The 20,257-nt window shown below is 45.5% G+C and carries 14 protein-coding genes and 1 pseudogene; 8 read left to right on the top strand and 7 right to left on the bottom strand.

Going from position 1 to position 20,257, the window contains the following annotated elements:
• Positions 1-16: 16 nt before the first annotated feature.
• The 3 genes from CIK88_RS02345 (at position 17) to CIK88_RS02335 (ending at position 4,019) form a co-directional block, all read left to right on the top strand.
• On the top strand, positions 17-991 hold the full coding sequence (locus tag CIK88_RS02345; protein ID WP_094434277.1) for a hypothetical protein: 975 nt from the start codon (positions 17-19) through the stop codon (positions 989-991).
• Between the two features lie 25 nt (positions 992-1,016).
• A complete protein-coding gene (locus CIK88_RS02340; protein ID WP_094434275.1) occupies positions 1,017-3,197 on the top strand; it encodes a TonB-dependent receptor domain-containing protein in 2,181 nt (726 codons plus the stop codon).
• A gap of 210 nt (positions 3,198-3,407) precedes the next feature.
• Positions 3,408-4,019 (top strand): hypothetical protein, encoded by a 612-nt coding sequence (locus tag CIK88_RS02335; protein ID WP_371327161.1) that lies wholly within the window; start codon positions 3,408-3,410, stop codon positions 4,017-4,019.
• Between the two features lie 127 nt (positions 4,020-4,146).
• Here CIK88_RS02335 and CIK88_RS02330 read toward each other — a convergent pair whose 3' ends face one another.
• From CIK88_RS02330 to CIK88_RS02305, 6 genes are all read right to left on the bottom strand, one after another.
• On the bottom strand, positions 4,147-5,985 hold the full coding sequence (locus tag CIK88_RS02330) for a hypothetical protein (RefSeq protein WP_094434273.1): 1,839 nt from the start codon (positions 5,983-5,985) through the stop codon (positions 4,147-4,149).
• A gap of 106 nt (positions 5,986-6,091) precedes the next feature.
• Positions 6,092-6,718 (bottom strand): hypothetical protein, encoded by a 627-nt coding sequence (locus tag CIK88_RS02325; protein ID WP_094434271.1) that lies wholly within the window; start codon positions 6,716-6,718, stop codon positions 6,092-6,094.
• A gap of 51 nt (positions 6,719-6,769) precedes the next feature.
• Positions 6,770-8,086, bottom strand: coding sequence for a plethodontid receptivity factor PRF (locus CIK88_RS02320; RefSeq protein WP_094434268.1), 1,317 nt, complete (start codon positions 8,084-8,086; stop codon positions 6,770-6,772).
• A 30-nt stretch (positions 8,087-8,116) separates the two neighbouring features.
• Positions 8,117-9,235: a hypothetical protein gene (locus tag CIK88_RS02315; protein ID WP_094434266.1), complete on the bottom strand. Its 1,119-nt coding sequence runs from the start codon at positions 9,233-9,235 to the stop codon at positions 8,117-8,119.
• A 38-nt stretch (positions 9,236-9,273) separates the two neighbouring features.
• Entirely contained in the window at positions 9,274-10,566 is a 1,293-nt protein-coding gene (locus tag CIK88_RS02310) for a DUF6175 family protein (protein ID WP_094434264.1), read from the bottom strand.
• Between the two features lie 93 nt (positions 10,567-10,659).
• A complete protein-coding gene (locus CIK88_RS02305; RefSeq protein ID WP_094434262.1) occupies positions 10,660-11,550 on the bottom strand; it encodes a hypothetical protein in 891 nt (296 codons plus the stop codon).
• A gap of 432 nt (positions 11,551-11,982) precedes the next feature.
• Between CIK88_RS02305 and CIK88_RS02300 the strand changes: the two genes are divergently transcribed.
• The 5 genes and pseudogenes from CIK88_RS02300 to CIK88_RS02275 all read left to right on the top strand — a co-directional run.
• Positions 11,983-12,684: an outer membrane beta-barrel protein gene (locus CIK88_RS02300; protein ID WP_094391363.1), complete on the top strand. Its 702-nt coding sequence runs from the start codon at positions 11,983-11,985 to the stop codon at positions 12,682-12,684.
• A 419-nt stretch (positions 12,685-13,103) separates the two neighbouring features.
• A complete protein-coding gene (mutY, locus tag CIK88_RS02290) occupies positions 13,104-14,108 on the top strand; it encodes an A/G-specific adenine glycosylase (RefSeq protein WP_094434258.1) in 1,005 nt (334 codons plus the stop codon).
• 14 nt (positions 14,109-14,122) lie between these two features.
• Positions 14,123-14,476 (top strand): YraN family protein, encoded by a 354-nt coding sequence (locus tag CIK88_RS02285; RefSeq protein WP_094391361.1) that lies wholly within the window; start codon positions 14,123-14,125, stop codon positions 14,474-14,476.
• 648 nt (positions 14,477-15,124) lie between these two features.
• A complete protein-coding gene (locus tag CIK88_RS02280; RefSeq protein ID WP_158214625.1) occupies positions 15,125-17,482 on the top strand; it encodes an alpha-L-arabinofuranosidase C-terminal domain-containing protein in 2,358 nt (785 codons plus the stop codon).
• Positions 17,483-18,511: 1,029 nt separating this feature from the next.
• Positions 18,512-18,754 (top strand): annotated as a pseudogene (locus tag CIK88_RS02275) (transposase); the annotation flags it as partial.
• A gap of 260 nt (positions 18,755-19,014) precedes the next feature.
• On the opposite strand, the gene CIK88_RS02270 reads toward CIK88_RS02275, so the two are convergent.
• Positions 19,015-20,253, bottom strand: a complete 1,239-nt coding sequence (locus CIK88_RS02270) for a hypothetical protein (RefSeq protein WP_094434254.1) — start codon at positions 20,251-20,253, stop codon at positions 19,015-19,017.
• Positions 20,254-20,257 lie beyond the last annotated feature (4 nt).

The raw sequence follows: 20,257 nt of genomic DNA, 5'->3' as shown, positions 1-20,257 counted from the left end.
AAATAACTATACAACAATGAAACAAATAATACTTACCATGGTTGCCATGTGGGCAACTGTAAGTGCCTCGGCACAGGAAACAATCCAGAATACCTATCAAAAGGTTATTGGAAACTCGACGGTTGAACTGTTGTCGCGTTCCGATTATCAGGATCGAACCGACTCGCCAACCACTTACTGTAAGTTTACGGAGTTTAAAATACCGGAGAGCAATAAAAACCTCATTAAACAAATGGAACAAGCCATGTTAAAGGATCAGGACCGTGCTTATTCCTTTTTTATAAGAAAACCTGAAGCAAAGATGAACACACTCAACACCAAGAAAGTGGTGTATGGGCCAAACAATGAGTATGGGGTGACATTGGGAAGTAATAAGTCGCATTATTACTATTCTACCTTTTTCAAGGAACCGTCTGACTCTACTCGCCGCCATGCCTATGCCTTCGTGTGGTTTAAGGAAGGAATGGATTTCCACTGCTACTACTATCATATCTATGGTATGACTCCAGAAGCTGCTAAAAGCGTAACGATGAACAGCCTGTCGAGTCTCGCCAAGGGAAATCGCATACGTAGCACTCTTTCTGGCAATACGCTCATCATCGAGCGCTATGACGAACAGGGCAATAAAACCCTGCAACAGGTTAGTGTGTCAGACGACAGCAAAACAGCTGACGATCTGTCGGTAGATGATGTGACTGCTAAACCGTCGAAGGTCACCAATGATGTGCAGTTTATGACTCAGTTCGGACTACTCAGAGTGGCTTTCCTCGATGCCATCAAAGACCCTAGCCAGAAAATGCTGCAGGTGGGGCTCGCTACTAAGATAGTGGCACTGTGTAAAGATCACAGCAGTCTCTTGACCTATGGCGAACGGACAACATGTAAGAATACTATTTTGGATATGACTAATATCATGAACAAAACCGTTCGCGGAGATATCTATCTTGAGGGAATGCTCAAACAAGCCATAGATTATCTCGGAAAGAAATAAACATACACAACATAAACACAAAACAATGATGAAAAGATATGTATGGGCAGCCATACTGCTACTCCTATGCCCTGTAGCGAAGGCGCAGAGCGACTCTGCTGCAGTAGCCACCGACACTACTGATGTCTATAAAAATGTGGGTTTGGGCGAACTGACCGTTAAGGCACAGCGACAAATGGTGAAGACTAAAGACGACCGTGTCAGCTTTGATGTGGCTTCCGACCCTGAGGCAAAGACCAATCCGCTGATAGAGATGCTTAAGAAAGTGCCGTTTGTTACCGTCGATGCTGATGGTACGATCAAGGTCAAGGGTTCGAGTGATTTCAAAATATTCAAGAATGGCAGACCTGACCAGTCTTTTACCAACAATGCCAAGGAACTTTTCAAAGGACTGCCGGCAAGTATGGTGAAACGCATCGAGGTCATCACCGAACCTGGAGCTAAATATGATGCGGAAGGACTGGTGGGCATCCTCAATATCGTGATGGACCGACAGAGCCAGATGAAAGGACTGACGGGTACTGTCAGTTCGAACGGGACATTTGGAGATAGTGGCAATCCATACAATGGCAATCTCTTTCTTACAGCACAGACGGGCAAACTCACCATCGCGCCGTATTTCGGTATGGCATTTCAGAAATGGCATCAGACAGAAACAACCGACTATGTCTATACCGACACCAACAACCGGTACCACGATGAACGGAGAACATACAATCCGGGAAGAAACATGTGGTATGGCATGGATGCCAGTCTGGAACTCGACTCCTGCAACCTCTTGACTCTGGCGGCAAGTGGATTTGCCTATCGGGTGAAAGATGATGCAATAAAAAACACCCGACTGACCGATGCTGCTGGAAATCCAATATATAGCATGCAGATGGATAGTAGAGATGTGTTGGCGCGCTATTTCGATATCGACTTGCAACTGTCCTATCAGCATAATTTCAGCAGAAAGGGCGAACTCCTTGCCATCGACTATCTGTTTTCTACCACCCGTTCTCATAGTGACGGAAGCTTAGACCTGTCACAGTGTTTGAACTATGGGGAATATGACAGCCAGTCTTTTGACAATCATACTACCTTCAGCGAACATACCCTGCAGATTGACTATGAACGTCCGTTTGGCAAGCATCATTCATTAGATGTGGGTGGTAAGTATGTGATGCGATTCAATAATAGTGATAACCTCAGGAGGGAATACCTCAACAGCGAACTCCTACGCTCGCCAGCTACTAAGTTTGACCATAAGACCGATGTGGGGGCTACCTATGCTGAATATAAATATCGTCTCGGTGGATTTACCCTTGCTACCGGACTGCGCTACGAGACGTCACGCATGAAGGAATCATGGCCAGACGGTTCACAAGATGATTTTAGCAGACGTTTCAACGATATCGTTCCGTCTATTCGCACGACATGGCGCATCAATGATCAAAACTCGCTGAAACTCGCTTACACCATGCGATTGTCAAGACCGGGCATCAGTTATCTGAACCCGTATCATAACGAAACACCAATTTCCGTCAGCTACGGAAATCCGCATTTGGGCACGTCGAAAGCTAATAATTTCACGTTGGGATACAACCTCATGACCACTAAACTGACCATCGGTCTCAATGCTTCATTCAGCCTCTGCGATGATGCTATTGCCGCAGTGAAATGGGTGGAAGACAATCGCTTCATGTCGAGTTACGACAATAGTGGTAAGGTTAACTACTTCCAGGTCGTGCCTTATATCCAGTGGCAGATTACTCCAACCACTAAACTCGTGAGCAATAGCACCGTCACTTGGGTGGACAAAGCCAATACTTCACTTGGACTTGCCATGCATAGATGGAACTTCGATTCCTATAATCAACTGACACAGGAACTGCCTGCCAAACTGGCTTTGACCCTGTCTGCATATTTCGATTATGGCACTCCGACAACGCTTTACAGTTATGACTGTGCATGGCAGAACTTCTCCGTGTCGCTCCGTCGCTCCTTCCTTAAAGAAGATCGACTCACCACCTTTGTGCGTTGCAGTTATCGCAATGATATCAAAACCCATTACGTGAAAGGTGACTACATCGGCAGTCAGCGTGTTGATGGTCCTAACTGGAATCTGCAGTTTGGAGTGTCTTATCGCTTCGGAAGTCTGAAAGCATCGGTCAAGAAGACTGCCAAACAAGTGAGCAACGACGATTTGATGGGGCGCAAATAATAGCATAAACACGCTCAATTACCCTGATGACTGATTATGAATAAACACTCTCAAACAATATGATGCTTCCATGCTATGTCTGTGAAGATTTGCGGAATGCATCCTTTTTCTACTCCCATGTCGGATGACATGGGAGCTTTTTTATCTGAAAAACGATAGGAAAACCAATGAAATGTTGTATCTTTGTAGATTGAATGATGATGATTAAGTATGGACAAGGTACTGTCGCCAGGCGATGCAACCATTGTCCGCCAACGTATGAATACTAATAGACAAGATATGGAAAAAACTTTTGAACAGCGGTTGCACGATGACCTGCACCGTTATCTGCTGGGAATGAAAGTGGTGGATGAGCGTCTGCCTGAATGTCCTGATGTAGAAGGACGATGGAAACAACTGATAGAGGCTTATCTCCCTGATGGCATCAGGGAGTTTGCTGCCTATCCTACCGTTTCGCTGGGATGGATGATGTTTATCGGCATGGCTATCGCATACATGTGGGACAAAGACTGGATGCGCTATAATGCTGATCCACAGCTTTACGAACTGTTGCGCGATGCGCGTGGCTACGATGCGATGGATGATCATATCATGGAGGATGTGCTCAGACTCGATGAGAATGGACGCAGAAAAACACAGGACATCGTGGCGGAGTGTGCCTCGCGCACCGATAATATGTTGCGTCACGAACATATACAGCCTGGCACCAAAGAGGCTTTTCAGGCCTATACACAATGTCTCCACCAACTCTATCTCATGGGAATGGCCATGCAACTCTCTGCCATGGGCTACCACATGACACCGCTGAATCCTGTAAACTGATGCGGAGATTTTTAGTATAAGAATCTTGCAAGGCACAATAACCCTTGAAAACAATAATGACCGACATCGTACCATGTCGGTCATTATTGTTACAGGTGATGGCTAATCCCCAACTCGGACAGGAGGGTTAATAGCGAAGAATGGAAACGCCTGCTGAACGCAGATTGGGCATGGTCATACCGATGGAAGCTCCAATATAGGTGGGGTCGCATACGGTGTAACGCTTGCCATCGACGGTCAGAAAATCGCCTTTCACATCGCCTTTAAACTGTACGGCGGTGGCGATATGGTTGGGATAGTCGAGGTAAACGACATCAAGGCCAAGCAGTTCGCGAACCAACCAACCGAAGAGTACTGAACGGTCTTCGCAGTCGCAGGCAGGATAATAGAACAGTTCTTCAACGAAAAAGGGTTTCTCAAAACCAAACTGTTCTTCATCCGTAGCATATTTGAAACCGGTCTGCACAAAGTTCAATAGCAGATTGGCAGCATCAACTTCACTCTTTCCCTGTACAAGGGGACGTAATGTGCCGAGCACCTCTTGGGCTAAACTGCCTGCTACGGGTGCCTTGGCATAGACGCCATAGTCGCATTGGGGCATGGAGGCATAGAAGTCCATCAACGATTTGGAAACATTAACGCTGACACTGACATTGCCGGCTTTGTTGGTGCGCTGCCTACTGACCACGCCGCTGTTGAGGGCTGGAACATTGTTGAGGCGCATGGCAACGGGAGTCTTGGCTTTCTTCGAATCCTGATTACACATATAGAATGTGCAGGCCTCCGTGCCGTTGATGTTATAATAGTTCAATCCTTCTTTGGTGAAATAGGGGTGACCATAGACCATGCAGTCGGTGGCAACAAACAATAACAACTGGTTGCGATCGCCACGACGTGCCATCTTCGCACGGTAACCCAGTTCGTTGAGCAAGAACTGTTGCATGACAATACAGCTGTTTTCATCGTTGCATAAGGCTTCGGCTGCGGTTTTCACAAAGAGGAATACTCCCCAGTCGTTGAGGCGGAAGTCTTTCTGTGCCTGCTGGCAGTTGGCAATAAGGGGCTTGTAGTTGGAACGGCATAATGCTTCGTAACCGTCGGCAACGGCACATTCCTGACTGCTGGTGATATTGATAACGCCTTTCATCGATGCGTCAATATAGAGTTTGGTGTTGCAATAGTTGATGGCTACACTGGGGTAGAATTCCTTTTGCAACGAACTCTGCATAGCGGGTTTGGCTTTTGGCTTGGGTTGCGGCTTAACCGGTGTCGCCTGTGGTTTCGCAGGTGTTGTCGGTTCTGCTTTAGGTGCTACGGGTTGCGGCTTGACTGGTGTCGCCTGTGGTTTCGCCGGTGTCGTCGGTTCTGCTTTAGGTGCCACGGGTTGTGGCTTATCTGGTGTTGCCTGTGGCTTTGCAGGTGTTGTCGGTTCTGCTTTTGGTGCCACAGGTTGTGGCTTAACTGGTATAGCCTGTGGCTTCGCAGGTCCTGCTTTTGGTGTATTACCTCCAATGATCGTGGGTGTATTTTGCTTAGCCACGATCACAGTAGGTTTTGGAGTTGGCTTGGGTTGTGGTTGCGCTTTGGGTGTCGGCTTGTCGAAGGTCAACTGATCCACATTCTTCACCTCTACCGTAGGACGTTGCTGTCCCTCGATGGTGGTCTGATTGAGAATATCCTTGATGGTCAGTTCCACTGGTGGAGTATCTTCAGGATGTTTTTGCTCGTCGTAGATGACAGGTTTCGGAGGTTCGGGTTTGGTATGTCGCTCCACGGGTTTCTTGGCTTCTGCCTTTTTCCATGGGTGGCGCAGAAACTCGATAAACTCCTTGTTGGCATCGTCGATGAACTTGTCGAACGAGGCATTCTCTTCTTGGATGAATTTGTCAAAATCGTCAGTGACGACTTGAGCAGACAAGGGAATACTTGCCAACGCTGTGACGGCGAGAAAAACGAGTCTTTTCATTGTTGAAGGTGTTAATGGTGAACAGTCTGTGAATAATGAAAAAATCGACAATCCGAAGCATACGACTGCCTTGCGGTCGGCTTTCGGATTGTCGATATGTGGTCGGTTAATCCTGAGCTACAGGTTCACCGATGAAGTCTTCTACTTCCTTGCTCAGATCCTTGAGAGCGGCTTTCTGCTTGGCTTCGCGTGCTGCGGCCTCACGGGCTTTCTTGGCCTGTGTCTCGTCGATAGAAAGGAATACCTGGAATTCTTTCTTACCATCCACGTTGCGAACCATGGCGAAGTGTTCTTTTACCAAGCCGGCAATCTTGGTGTTGACAGCCATTTCGTAAGCCTGACCGAATTTATCAATTTCCTCGGTGGTCATGCTGCTATTGTCTGAAGAGGCAATGCTCTTGGCTTTACCTACTACCTGAGCCTTCGCACGCATAGCATAGTTGGAAACGGCACTCATTGTAGCATTGTCGCGACCAATCTTGGGATTAGAACCTATTGCAATGCCGATGAGGCTGATACGGTTTTCCTCGTCTCCTTCAATATAGGTACGATACTTGGTCAGAGCATAATCCATGGTTGAGGCTGATGCAAGCATGGTCCAGCCAGCCTTCTTCCATTCCTTGGTGGTTTTCTTAATGTCCTTTGCCAGGGCTTTCGACTGTGCCGAAACCATGGTTGAACCACACAGAATCATGGCTGCAAGGAGCAGCAGGTTGAAAATACGCTGTTTCATAATCTTCTTGTTTTTTGAGTTATTATTTAATAGTTTATAAACGGTTGCGGGTTATTCTTCCCAGTTGGTGGTGTAGGGGAGTGACACCTTGATGCGCTCCACGCCATTGGTGGTGGGGTTCACCACGGTGATGGTGCCTTTGACGAAAGCGAAGTGCGACTTCTTGGTGGTGCGGGCTTTCATCGTGCCTTCTGCCAGTGCTTTGACCTGGATAATGCCTTTAGAACCGAAGATGGCGTCGATGTCGTCGAATACCAACGGGGCGGTCAGTTCGGGCACTTCAAGTTCGATGCTCTTCAGACCGAAGGTAATGCCTTGACGGTTGTTGAGAGTCATGCGGATATTGATGTCGGTCAGGGTGCGGTCTTGCTTGTTGACAGCATTGGCGGTGAGGATGATCTTGCCTTCGGGCACTACGGCTTGCGCAATATTAATGGTGGCATCGGCATCCACACCGATGATGGCACGCTGTTGCAGCTTCTTGTTTTCTATGCGCAACTGTATGTCGAGGAAGTTTTCTTCTTCGGGCAAACAGTCGGTGGCGTCAAAACTGATGAGGAAGGCACCGTCCTGTGGCTCTACGCTGATTTGTCCGGCGCAGTTTGATTTAACGGTGGGCACCTTGGCAACGCGCACGGGTTTGCCTTTCAGCAATACTTGTACCAAGTAGGTATTGTCGTCGGTGAAGCGTCCGGTGATGGCGAGAGCGTCATAGAGTTGGCGGTAGCGCAACATGAGCCCTTCCACTTGTTTCACGCGGACATCATCAAAGAAGTACTCCTTCAATGCTGCCAACTGGGTGATAGCGGCTTTGATGTCTGCCACATCGGCAATATCGTCAATACCGTCTTCCAGGGCTTGGTATTGTGCCACTTTCTCGGCGTCAATCTTCTCAAACTGACTTTGCAGCGTGCGCTGTTCGGCACGAGAGTAGGGGTAGAGCACCGAATACTCGTAAAACTCCTTCTTGGTTTGCTTGTCGCGCATGCGACGCCAATAGACCTCTTCCACCTTGGCTTGCGAGATACCTTTGAGGAACGGCAGGTTGGCAGACTTCATCTTAGCGATGCGGTTGTATTCGTCGCGCGATTCTATACCGTCGTTGGTCACGGTTTCGCTGGCCACGTTGCGTTGTGTCACGCTGACATTGCTGGCCACCGAGAGGATGATGCGCTCAGTCACTTCGTTCATCGCCTTGACCTGTGCCTGGGCTAAGGTGGGGGCTGTCACGCTGACCACGAGTTTGCCTTCTACGGCTGTGCCGAGCCATGTGGGCACTTTCTTGGCACTACTCTCCACCACCTTGTTTTGTGCATAGATCGTCACGATGGCGAGCATCATGCATGCGAGGGTTATCAGTCGTTTCATAATGGTCTGTATTTATAAGTAGGTGTTATGCTACCATTCTACTGGCAGATTGCGAATCTCAATGATGGCATCGCGCACTTTCAGTTTGATGTATGAAATCTTGGGGATGAAATGGTCTGCCTTGATGAGGTAGAAGTCTTGCTTCATAGCCAGTTTCGGAGGCATATTGCGCCAGTCGTAACTGCTGTCGTTTTCGTTGACGGAGAAGTTGTAGCGCTCCAACTCCTTGGCATTCTCGTCGAAGGCTGATTTGATTTCAATATCACCTTTTTCCGTGTTCATGCGGCGGTTGCAGAATTCTGTTTCGATGGTGATGCGGTTCTGTTCTTTATTGCCGTAGCAACGCAATATGCGGAAATCGAGGTCGTTCACCGAGATCGTCAGTTCGTAAGGAGGCATCTGGGGTGCCTTCTGGTCGATGACGGGAGTGGCGGGCTGTGGCTTTTCCACTTCCACGATGACGGGTTTCTCCACTTCCACGATGACGGGTTTCTCCACTTCCTTCTCTACGATGACGGTATCTGGACCGGCAGGGATATTGGCGGCAATCTCTTGCTGAAGGGCATAAGCCTGATCGTAGCAGGGAATGTTGCCTGTCACAGCCGACAGATAAATGACAGCCTCTTGATAGCGGCATTGGTTATACAGTGCTTGTGCCTTCTGCAGGATGATGGCGCAGTTGGCGGCATAGTAGTCGGCTATCTTCTGACGGGTGGTACGTATGAATCGGGTGAAGGCGGGGTTGGTCACCTTGATATTCTGCACCAGCTTCATCAGCGCCTTGTCTTTATCGCCTACGGCATCAGCCTCCACGGGGATGGTCAGACTGTAGTACTCCGTGCCATCGATGATATTCTTGGCGATGAGCACCAGTTCGCCTTTGGCAACTGATACGTTGCGCACCATTCCCTCGGTAGAGAGCACATCGCCCAGCGAGAGGGCTGGTTCAATGGCAAACACATTATACACGTCGGCTGCTGCTGCGCTGTTGCGGTTGAGCACCTGGTGCATCTTGAGGTCGAGTGCATCAACGACTTCTGCAGGCAAATTCTTATCCGTGGCTTTCACGGTTGAGAAATGGATGTCGCTCTGCGCATATCCTACGATGGCAAGCGTCATCATTGCTATTTGTGTGAACAGTCTTTTCATACTCTTGGTAATTATTGTTGATACTCAGTCCCTGGAATTTATTCAATGACAATCTCCAGTTTCTGTCCCTGTGCGGTAATGGTGGCTTTGTAGTTGTCACCAAACTGTGTGCGGAAGAATTTGCGGAGGTCGCTGCTGAAATTAGAGATGGTGTATGAACGTCCGCGCTCTGCATTCCACAAGGGGATGTTGAGGGCGATGTGTACAAACTTATCGGTACTGTTGCTCATGTCATAGACACTCTGCTGGGCATGTTCGCGCAACCAGTCATCGAGGGCGTCTTTGAAGTTGTTACCCGATTCAGGACTGTCTTGGTCGAAGTCCCAGTCGCTGATGCTCTGTGAGAGGGTCAGGTCAATATAGATTTCACGTCCGTCGGCTACCATCTTCTCAAACGAGCTCTTGATCTGCTCGAAGAAGTCGGCAGTAATCTTTTTCATAGAATACTCCACGAGTTCGGTATTGCCTGTACTTCCCTTGTAGTATTTGCCACTGGGGAAGGTGGCTGCAGCGAGGTTGCCGTTGGTCTGATTCTCCACAGCACTCAGGTTGAGGTTACACTCGATGTGGTTCTGGTTGTCTGCCAGTACTTTGGCATCAACCTTGACAACGATGTCGCCTGGCAACTGCTGCACAATCTTGGTCTTCAAGTCCGACTTGCTGCCCATGCGCATCATCTCATCTCTCTTGGAGTTCTGCAACTGAGTGATGAAATTGCGAGTCTTGTAACCGTGCTTGGCAAATTCAGCAGTGACACGGGTGAGGGCATATTTCAACGCCTCATTATTCTCTGCTGCTTTGCGCATCGCCTCAAAGTCGGTACCATTGCAGCTGTTCACTTCTGGCACAATGACGATGGTGGGATTGAGGGCGGCGGTAGCTTTCACCTGCTTCTTACCATCCACCCATGTGGGCGAAACAGCAATGCTGTTGTGCTGGAGGTCAGCAATCAGCGACTTCGTATTGATGGTCACCGTCACAACCACTTTCTTTTTCTTCGTCACCTTCATATCATCAACCTCCTTGGGTTCGTCGGTGAGATAGTTGATGTATCGTGACTCAGAGAAGAAACGGTAGTCGTAGTCCTTGCGGGGTACGGCTATCATGGGAGTACCACCTTTCAGTCCTGCCACACCAGAGTGAAACAGCGTGTTGAATGCAGACTTGATGGCGAGGGCGGTAGCTTCCTTTTTCTTGTCGGCAGTGCCCGATGATCGTAATGTTACATTACCGTTTTCCTCCGACACCAGTTCGGCATCGTTGGAATATACTTGTGCGAAAAGGTTGGGGCAGAGTATCAGTCCCAACAGGAAACAGATAATCTTTTTCATATCTATACTCTGTGGTTTATTGGCTTAAAACCCTCATCGGTCAGAAGGCCGACGAGGGGTGATGGCTGCATAAATCAATTTTCCTCGTTAGTCTTAGATACGGATACCGAAGAGGGTGCTGACGAATTTTGACTGAAGGGTAATGGTGACCCCCTGATCCATAGCCGCTTTGAGCTCTTTACCACCCTTCTTTACCTTGCAGAGCGAGATGTCTTCACCCTCTACCGTGCTGACTTTCAAAAGACCGATTTCCTTGTTGGCTGTACGTCCGGCAATCTGGCGACTTACCTTGATGCTAAACCAAGTTTCGGTGTCGATACCGTGTAATGTGCCCAAATCGATATAAACCTCTTTGGCTTCATCCTTCTTCAATTTGCTGATTTCGAGGATGTGACCGTATAGGGGAGCTATGTTTTCGAGCAATCTGTCGATAGCATTCGAGGTACCAACGCTTGTCACTGCACTCTGAATGGCTTTTTCCTCCGATGCATCGTGGCCGGAATTTTCGTTGGTCTCACTGGCAACGATGGTACCGTTTTGTGGATTCACAAATTTAAGGGTGTAGCTACAGGTGGCAGTATAAGTGCGCTTACCTTCTTTATCAGTTTCAGATTTAGTGGCAATCGAGTTGATTCTACCTTGAAGAATGAGGTTGGCACCAATGGTCACCATGGTCTTCATACGATCCATATCGCCTTCTGCAGAGGCTTCAGGACTCTCGCGTCGTGATTGCTCCAGTTTGAGCGATTTGTCAGAATCCACGTCAATCAGAATAATGCGCTTGCGATACTGAATGTGTTCAATCACTTTGTTGCGCAAAGCTTCAGCTTGTGAAAAACTGAGGTTCTGTGGACGGTTGAAATACTCGATGTAAACAGTCTTCTTTGCTTCCGACAGTTCGTTCTGTGCGCATACGTTGGCGCAGAATCCTAAGAGAAGAATTACTGTGAAAACGAAAGAGTTGCGCAAGATGTACTTTTCCATATTTATAAATCCTTTAAAATTATTAAAATTGTTATTGATTCTTAGAAAATCGTTATTGGTGGTGCAAATATACGTTTTTTTTATTGATTAATAAAATTTCAGTCTTTAAAAATTACTCCTCAACATGATTTTTATACGCAATGAATATGTTTTTTACCGTATGATAATTGTTTTGTGGCGTTTCTCATGCGGTTGCAATCCTGTCTGAAACGGTCTCATTTTCCATCGCATGACGATGACCCCTATATAAAAAGATGTAGTGTAGAAATCCTGTGGATAAGTGTTATATTTGATGTAAACTACTGATAGTTCATCTGTTATCATGCGCGTGTAACATAGATTAAGGTATTCATTCTTTTTTTTTAGTAACATGCAATCCCATTTTTTTTCGCCCACTTTGATATTTTTCCCTTTCTTCTTTTTCCTGATGTGATGATGCGAGCCTACGAGATCATGAAGGCCCCTGTGCCTGCAGAACTGCTTGGCAAGTGGGAAACCATCCACTATACGCACATGATCAATGGCGAGAATGTTACCGATATTGATATTCTCAATGGCGATGAATGGAACAAGCAGTTTTACCACACATTAGCTTTTTCAGAAAATCACAAAATAAACAAATGGGATAGATTTGGAAGCCAACTCTACGACCAATGCTTCATGTTGAAGGGTGACAATATCACTATTGCAGGAAACTTGACCGATCTCCTTTTCCCACAATACAATTTCTCCGTGCCGCTGCAAATCAAGACATATTTCTCTGGTGTGAAAGGTTTGGCTGCACATATTGGTGTGCAGGCTGGCATACTCCTCTCGGCAAAGGATAAGATGACTATACACAGCATACGCACGATGAACCTCGGCAACGACGTATCATCAATGTACCTATGGGAATCGTACAAAGAGAAGAAATCGGAGAATGTAAGCAGCAAATTCCGCAATGTCGTTATTGGCATTCCCCTTGGAGTGAGCTACGAATGGCGACACATCACCCTCGATGCCTCCTATTGTTTCGAACTGCGACAAGCTATCAATCTGGAGACAGACAACCCCGGTGGCTGGGACTTCAACAACTCTCGCACCGCACGCAACCATGCCATCTATATCACAGCAGGATATAAGTTCACGCTATAAGCAGAACCACAATATCTAATGTCCCACACGGATTTTTAATGCCGCACACGGACGACACGGATTATAGTTACAGATTATTTTTAAGATTCTATTTAAGATTTACCATAGGTTATTTTTCTCGCGACTCGGCAAAGAATAAATTCTTGGATTTATTCTCTGCTCTCACTGCTCCAAAAATTCGAGCCTGTAAGGCGATCCCCATAAAAACCCTTCCAAGAAGCGAGGAACTTGAGTGCATTTTTGTCAAGGATTTTTATTTAAAGATTATTATTTCTGGCCAAAGGCCATATTTCATTAAAGATTTCCTCCAAAGATTTCTTGCGACAGCAACTAAAAAACATCCGTTCACTCCGTGGATCAAAAAAAATATCCCTCGATATTTTGTTTTTCGCAACCGATTCAGTAACTTTGTCACCACTATGAGTTTCACAACCACCATACTGCAATGGTACCAGAAAAATGGACGGATGTTGCCTTGGCGACAGACACGAGACCCGTATGCCATCTGGCTCTCGGAAATCATACTGCAACAGACACGCATCGAACAAGGACAACCCTACTGGCAACGCTTCATCGAACGCTGGCCTACCGTTGATCACCTCGCACAAGCCTCTGAAGACGAAGTACTGCGCTTATGGCAGGGACTGGGCTATTACAGTCGTGCCCGACATCTGCTGCAGGCAGCCCGTCAGGTGGTGGCAATGGGAGGATTCCCCAAAGACATGAAAGCGCTGCGCAGCCTGAAAGGAGTAGGCGACTATACCGCAGCAGCAATAGGAAGTATAGCCTTCGACCTCCCCGTTGCCGTGGTCGATGGCAATGTCTATCGCGTCCTTTCAAGATACTACGGCATCACCACCCCCATCAATTCCACAGCTGGCAAACACGAGTTTGCTGCCTTGGCACAACAGCTGCTGCCCGAACATCAAGCTGCGGATTATAATCAGGCGATGATGGATTTCGGCGCATTACAATGCACCCCCAAAGGACAACAGTGTCAGCGGTGTCCGCTCCAGGAAACGTGTGTGGCATGTCGTGAAGGACGTGTCGATACCTTACCCGTAAAACTCAAAACCGTCAAGGTGAGTGAACGCCTCATCACCTATATCTATATAAGGTGTAACGGACAGACCGCCATTCGCCGACGTCCCGAAGGCGACATCTGGCAAGGACTATGGGAACCGCCAATGATCTCCCCCGATGCGTTACCCGCCGAAGGCGGCCACCTGACCCTCGTGTGCAGTAAACTGCGCCACGTACTGACCCATCGCGTCATCCTGGCAGACTGTTGGCTGTGGGAAACAGCCACCCGACCACCTCTGTCCGACGACTACATCTGGATAGACGAGTCTGCCCTCGACCACTATGCCGTGTCACGATTGGTAGAGATAATGCTACAAAAGATACATACCAACAACGATTGATCATATATAAGTCTATGGCAGAACATAACGAACTCGGAACATGGGGAGAAACCCTTGCTGCAGAATATCTGGAAAAGAAAGGATATCAGATTCTCGAACGCGATTGGAAGAGTGGCCATCGCGACCTCGACATCATCGCCATGGATGGCGACACCATGGTGATAGTAGAAGTCAAGACCCGTCGCAACCGGCTGTTCACCGACCCCGAAATGGCAGTAGATTATCAGAAGATCACCAACCTCCAGCAGGCAGCCAACCGTTACGTCAAGATGAAATATTACGATGGCGACCTACGTTTCGACATCATCTCCATCGTAGGCACCCCCGATACCACCCATACCATCAACCACATCATCGATGCCTTCTGATCCTCCCCATCATTCAACACCGCACACGGATTGTATAGATTTTCACGGATTTTATTTCCGTCTAATTTCCGTTTAAATTCCGATGATTATTTCTTGCGAAGCAACTAAACATCCACGGAACACACGGACGACACGGATTATTGTTAAAGATTATATTTTCGTATAAATTCCGTATAAATTCCGATGATCCGATGATTGATTTCTGGCCAAAGGCCATATTTCATCAAAGATTTCCTCCAAAGATTTCTTGCGCTTGCGCAACCCCAAAAAACATCCGTTTTCAGAAACAGTAAACTATAACGCCTGGTGTGAATTGGCGTTGTCCAAGAAACAGGAACAGTCCTCGCGAAACCTATTTTCCCTTTCCAAAATCAGTAATACTATAAGCTGTAAGAATTGAAAGTCATGATGTCAATGATCTGCCCCCTGGCATCTATTTTTAAGCACCCGATGGATTGCCGCATAAACATATGATAGAATGCCTCAAAAATTACAAATGGATTACATTAAAAATTTAAAACAAAACACATCAAAAAATTAAAATTTGTTTGGTAATCAAAGTAATATGAGTACCTTTGCACAGAACAAGTTTTAACTATAAATATTCTTAAAATGATAAAAAAGGCACTTTTTTCCAGTTTTGTCTTGATGGCAATGACGGCTGCTGCTCAAAAAACAACGATAACAATCGATGTAAACAAGCCGTTACATGCAGTTTCTCCTACACTTTTTGGTATTTTCTTAGAGGATATCAATCTTTCTGTGGATGGAGGTCTCTACCCTGAGTTGGTGCGCAATCGCTCTTTTGAGGATGCGGATTCGTTATGTTTTTGGCAATTCCGCTCTTTGCAAGGCGAAGCCAAAGTGAGAAAGGCAGACCTTTCTAATGCGAAAAATCCAGCAGTTCCTCTCAACGCCAGAAACCGACAGTTTTTGAATGTTGATGTGCAAGGTGATTTTACGCTTTCTAATGATGGCTACTGGGGCATGAATGTGGAGAAAGGAGAGAAATATGACTTCTCTATTGCTTTGCGCACTCCTAACTTTTATCAAGGAAATATGAAAGCCAAGATAGTTGTTGGTGACAACGTGTTGGCAGAAACTGACATCTCTGATGTAACAGGTCATTGGAAATATACGAAAGCCACATTGATTCCTATGGAAGCAAGTACCAATGCACAACTTGTCATTGAAGGCAACGGAAAAGGCGAGGTGTGTATGGATATGATTAGCCTTATTCCTCAGAAACGATGGGGAAAGAGCGGTGTGAGGAAAGACCTGGGTGAAGCCTTGGACAATCTTCATCCTACCTTCTTGCGTTTTCCTGGTGGTTGCTGGGTAGAAGGAGAGGTAATTTCTCAGCGTTATCAATGGAAGAATACCATCGGTAATATCGACAGTCGCATACCTTTATGGAATTTATGGGGATATACAGCAACTCATGGCATAGGATATCATGAATACTTGCAGTTGGCTGAAGACCTTGGCGCAGAACCGTTGTTCTGTATTAATGCTGGAGTCTCACACAAGGAGACAATACCGTCCGATGAGATAGACCAGTGGATTCAAGATGCGCTTGATGCCATTGAGTATGCCAACGGTCCAGTAACGAGCGTATGGGGAGCAGCCAGAGCTCGCAATGGTCATCCTGCACCTTTCAACCTAAAATATATAGAAGTGGGAAATGAGAACTTTGGTAGTGTCTATTTCAAGAATTTCGAGTTGATAGCCAATGCCATCAAGACTCGTTTTCCAGAAATGCAAATCATCTCTAACGACTGGAGTGGCTCACATCCTTCAACTCCTTCTCATGCGATGATTGACGAGCATTATTATAACACGCCGGATTGGTTCATACTCAATGCCAATAAATATGACAATCGCAAGCGTGGAGGAGAAAAAGTGTTTATTGGTGAGTATGCCGTAACTAGTCAATGTGGAAAGGGTAACCTCAGAGGTGCCATTGGTGAAGCTGCATTTATGACGGGATTGGAGCGCAATTCCGATGTGGTGGCTATGGCTGCATATGCTCCTTTGTTCTGCAATGTGGAGCATCAGCGTTGGCCAATCAACTTGATTAATTATGATAACCATCGTTGGTATGGTCTGCCTAGCTATTATGTACAGCAGATGTTTGCTGAGAATCAGGGCACAGTTACGCTGCCTGTTTCTGTGACGGGAAGTCCACTTGTGGATATTCCATCTAGTTCAGGTGGCATTGGTCTGGGTACTTGGAATAATACTGCGGAGTTTAAGGACTTGAAGGTTACTACGCCAAAGGGCAAAGTGCTGTATCAAAATAATTTCTCATCTGGTATTGATGATTGGGAGATGCAGGGTGATGGAGAATGGAACGTTAGCAATGGTGTGCTTAGTCAAAACTCTTTGGCAGCAGAAGTTACTGCTTTTGTTGGCAAAGACAATTGGCGAGAGTATGTTGTTACTTTGAAAGCTCGTAAGTTGTCGGGTGAAAATGGTTTCCAGATATACTTCCATCATCAGAAGGGAGAAAACAATCGTACTCGTTGGGACATTGGTGGTTATAGCAATTCCATCAGTCAGATGCAGACGATCATGGATTCTCATAGCATCAACTATTCAATCGAGCCAGGACGTTGGTATAACATCCGTCTGGAAGTATCCCCTCTCACGGTTAAGGGATATATTGATGGCAAATTGGTGCAGCAGGCTTCGCTTACTGATATAAACAGAAAGACAGTTTGTGCCAGTGCACAAAAAGACGAAAAGTCGGGTGACATTATTGTCAAGGTTGTGAATACCGGCAAAAAAGATCTTACCACAAAGGTTCTGCTCAATGGAATCGGAAAGGTGGCTGATCTGGCAGAGGCAACAGTCCTTTCTTCAGGAAGTAGTCTTGATGAAAACAGCCTGGATGCTCCAACTAAAGTTGTTCCACACAAGGAGCAGGTACGTATCAATGGCAATCATTTAGTACATAAGTTCCCTGCAAACTCTGTTACGGTATTCCGTATTAGTAAGAAGTAATTCATAAAATATGTATTCTTAAAAACTGAACTTTCTTGAGGTGAAAGTTCAGTTTTTTATTATATAGGTTGTTTCGGAATAAAAATAAAAGCTTTTGTTACAAATCTAGAAATGTTTCGACCTGTATGGTTGAAACATTTTGTTTGAAGATTATTTTTAAGATTTTGTTTTTGATTTACACCATAGGTTATTTTTGTCGTGACTCAGCATAGTGAAAGCGCGCTCTCACTCTGTCTTCGCTACTCCAAAACATCTTGCCGTAGGCAACTAAAAAAATTCCACGGATCACACGGACGACACGGATTATCGTTAAAGATTATTCTAAAGATTATAGTTAAGATTTCGAGCATCTCCGATGCGATCCATAACAAATCCCTCCCGTAAAGCAACGTACTGTTGCGCATTTTGGTCAAAGATTTTAGTTAAAGATTATTTTTGTGTAGCCTATTAATCATCGGATCTTAAACGGAACTTAAACAGATTTCTTGCGAAGCAACATCTTAAAAAAGATTTCCCCCAAAGATTTCTTGCGAAGCAACTAAACATCCACGGAACACACGGACGACACGGATTATCGTTAAAGATTATTCTAAAGATTATAGTTAAGATTTACACCATAGGTTATTTTTGTCGTGACTCAGCATAGTGAAAGCGTGCTCTCACTCTGTCTTCGCTACTCCAAAAATTCGAGCATCTCCGATGCGATCCATAATAAAGTCCTCCCTAAAAGCGAGGTACTCGAGCGCATTATCGTCAAGGATTATAGTTAAAGATTTTATTTGCTGCCTCCCTGTATTACAGATTATTTTTTGCGAAGCAACATCTTAAAAAAGATTTCCTCCAAAACATCTTGCCGTAGGCTACTAAAACATCCACGGATCACACGGACGACACGGATTTTCGTTAAAGATTATATTTCCGTATAAATTCCGTATAAATTCCGATGATCTGTGTGCCTTTCCAAAAACTGTAATACTGTAAGCTGTAAGAACCACCAATGATTATGATGTCAATGACCCGTCCCTGTGACATCTGAAAAACAAGCTGATGCCGTTCTATGACAGAATGATGCTGCGCAAGAGATACATTATCGAAACCATTAACGACATGCTGAAGAATACGGCACAGATTGTACATTCACGCCATAGATCTGTAAGCAACTTTATCATGAACCTTATTTCTGCCTTGGGAGCATATTGTTTCTTTGATAACAAGCCAAAGGCATTGCAAGGATACTGCATCGAAGACACGAAGCAACTTACATTGTTCTAAGGACAGAATAATCTCTTTCGATTCTTTATATATAGCCCATGTCTGATGGCATGGGAAGAGAATTCATGTATCTCTCTTAACATGCAACTAATCGCTATTTTATCCCGAATTGGGGTATTCCAGTATGCATATCTGCTCCGATTTTGAATCAGATGCAAAGGTAAGCATTTCAAAACCCGGACAGGGTATCGCAGGGCTAAAACGTTGTGCATAAGATATTTAATTTTGAGTTTTAACAATTTTAAGAGACACTAGTGAACTTAGTCATATTGTTCTTTTATGTTTCTTTTTACAACAATTGACGCCTCTCGCTGTTTAGGTTTACAATAACTTGAGTATAGTTCCTCGTTTTCTATACGGAATGTACGACTATCAAATTGCATAACCGTCTTTGCGGGGGTATAGCTTACAGAGAATTGATCAGAATGGAGTTTTTCTAAGCCATGAGACTCCATTTTTTGCAATATTTCTGCACGGACTTCATTAATTTGCTCTTCTATTTTGTTCTTTTTGTCAAGCAGACTTGTAAGTTTTCGTTCGTATTCGTCAAACCAATTCGGTTGATTACTCAGCGATAGATTAGAACTATTTGCCCATTTATCAAATATGTGTGGCGAAGAAGCGTCAACATCTAATCCTAACTTACTTATTCGTGAACGTATTGCACCTTCGTTGCGTCCAAATATTTGACACAGTTCTTGGACGGAAACGCCTTTTTTTACAAGTTCAGATAGTTGTTCTTCATCTCCTGTAGTCCACTTTGCATAAGCATTGTGATGGATATGTTTCTGTTGTGCCATGTATGAAACACCTCCTACTTCATGGAGCTTCGTAGAATCAGTTGGTATTATCACACCTGCCACCAACTTATGATGCCAGCCCTCAAATTCCAATCCTAATGATAGGGTTAGATATACATCATTTATGTTAGTATACTTGTCTGCGCTTTTCTTCAAACAGTCAATGAACGTCGGGTCTGTTATGGGAAAGTCATACTCTGTACCATAATATGTGAACCTCATACGATTTTTGGACTTTTCTCGATTCTCATCAATATATGCACTTGCTTTGTCGGGATGGATTAGCATCAAAGAGTAGTTGATTCCTGCAATCATTTTTGTAGAAACGGCACGTCCCCTATTATGAAATAACGATTGATGCTTCGTGTCAATAAGCAGATTTATTACGTTTGAATCCTGCGAAATGGCATAATTATATTGCTCAATATGTGAATAATAAACATTCTCCGTATGAGCCTTCTCTGGACAAGGTACTACATTTGTAAGCCTTACTATTGAAAATACCTTTATATTTTCTCCCAAAAAGTTGGGGATTTCACCGTATATGGTTCTAGCAATCGGACGTATCCATCGTGGCCTGCCGTCATCATCGCGAACAAGTTTCCATCTATCGTTGTTGTCGAAAACGATTTCCACTCCAGCGATGCAACGTCCTCCACGCTTGTAGGAGTTTGCCAAGCAAATGAAATACTTATCCATAGAT

The sequence above is a fragment of the Prevotella sp. P5-50 genome (assembly GCF_002251295.1).
Lineage (GTDB): Bacteria > Bacteroidota > Bacteroidia > Bacteroidales > Bacteroidaceae > Prevotella.
Note: the sequence above shows the minus strand (reverse complement) of the source record. Positions and strands in the feature narration are given on the sequence as shown.

Bases quoted from the DNA above. Each gene is read 5' to 3' on its own strand.
- CIK88_RS02345 (WP_094434277.1), top strand. From the start codon at position 17: ATGAAACAAATAATACTTACCATGGTTGCCATGTGGGCAACTGTAAGT.
- CIK88_RS02340 (WP_094434275.1), top strand. From the start codon at position 1,017: ATGATGAAAAGATATGTATGGGCAGCCATACTGCTACTCCTATGCCCT.
- CIK88_RS02335 (WP_371327161.1), top strand. From the start codon at position 3,408: ATGGACAAGGTACTGTCGCCAGGCGATGCAACCATTGTCCGCCAACGT.
- CIK88_RS02330 (WP_094434273.1), bottom strand. From the start codon at position 5,985: ATGAAAAGACTCGTTTTTCTCGCCGTCACAGCGTTGGCAAGTATTCCC.
- CIK88_RS02325 (WP_094434271.1), bottom strand. From the start codon at position 6,718: ATGAAACAGCGTATTTTCAACCTGCTGCTCCTTGCAGCCATGATTCTG.
- CIK88_RS02320 (WP_094434268.1), bottom strand. From the start codon at position 8,086: ATGAAACGACTGATAACCCTCGCATGCATGATGCTCGCCATCGTGACG.
- CIK88_RS02315 (WP_094434266.1), bottom strand. From the start codon at position 9,235: ATGAAAAGACTGTTCACACAAATAGCAATGATGACGCTTGCCATCGTA.
- CIK88_RS02310 (WP_094434264.1), bottom strand. From the start codon at position 10,566: ATGAAAAAGATTATCTGTTTCCTGTTGGGACTGATACTCTGCCCCAAC.
- CIK88_RS02305 (WP_094434262.1), bottom strand. From the start codon at position 11,550: ATGGAAAAGTACATCTTGCGCAACTCTTTCGTTTTCACAGTAATTCTT.
- CIK88_RS02300 (WP_094391363.1), top strand. From the start codon at position 11,983: ATGATGCGAGCCTACGAGATCATGAAGGCCCCTGTGCCTGCAGAACTG.
- mutY (WP_094434258.1), top strand. From the start codon at position 13,104: ATGAGTTTCACAACCACCATACTGCAATGGTACCAGAAAAATGGACGG.
- CIK88_RS02285 (WP_094391361.1), top strand. From the start codon at position 14,123: ATGGCAGAACATAACGAACTCGGAACATGGGGAGAAACCCTTGCTGCA.
- CIK88_RS02280 (WP_158214625.1), top strand. From the start codon at position 15,125: ATGGCAATGACGGCTGCTGCTCAAAAAACAACGATAACAATCGATGTA.
- CIK88_RS02270 (WP_094434254.1), bottom strand. From the start codon at position 20,253: ATGGATAAGTATTTCATTTGCTTGGCAAACTCCTACAAGCGTGGAGGA.